Source organism: Pseudoalteromonas fuliginea (assembly GCF_000690055.1).
Taxonomy (GTDB): domain Bacteria; phylum Pseudomonadota; class Gammaproteobacteria; order Enterobacterales; family Alteromonadaceae; genus Pseudoalteromonas; species Pseudoalteromonas fuliginea.
On sequence record NZ_JJNZ01000180.1, the window covers coordinates 1 to 598 of the forward strand.

1 protein-coding gene is annotated in these 598 nt (G+C 45.7%); it reads right to left on the reverse strand.

The genetic code is table 11. The features are described 5' to 3' along the window. Nucleotides 1-124 precede the first annotated feature (124 nt). The coding region (locus tag DC53_RS0120950) for a hypothetical protein (RefSeq protein ID WP_167331241.1) at nt 125-598 on the reverse strand (474 nt) is incomplete at its 5' end.

Here is a 598-nt window from a genome sequence, read left to right on the forward strand (position 1 = left end):
GTCAAGCGTTGCACCCGCTGACGGGTTAGCCTTTCGTATGGTTGGCGTGTTTTCTTCTGTGCCATATTCCTTGCGGCTTATGTCTTCGAATGTTTCGCCGGATTTTGCGGTGTAGGTTGTCATATTAGCTCACCAAGAAGCGCATTAGCTTCCCTTTTTCTAGCGTGAAAATATCACTATTATCCAACCCATTCAGCAAGATAACCTTCTCAACCGTATCGCTATCACTGGTGCCAAAATACTGGTAGGCAAAATCGAGAACTAACATATCTCGATCAATAACGACGTTACGTATGCGCTGCAAAGTAGCAGCATTATTGACAACATCAGCGACAGTTGTTGTGATTTGTTCAAGTAGCGCTTCATATCCTTCCCCCTCATCCTCAATACCTACTGACGTGTAATTACGTTCTTTCCATTCCACATAATTGAAAAAAGAGTTTTGCACCGACTCAGCCGCGCTTAGTGCCTCTTCACGCGTTTCAAAGTCCGTTGCTGTGATGCTATCAGCAATGGCGGATACGTTAGACGCAGCAAACAGGTCTTGAGTCTGCACGGAGTTTTGACCAACGTTGTTGTATGTCGGCGTTGTGGTCGT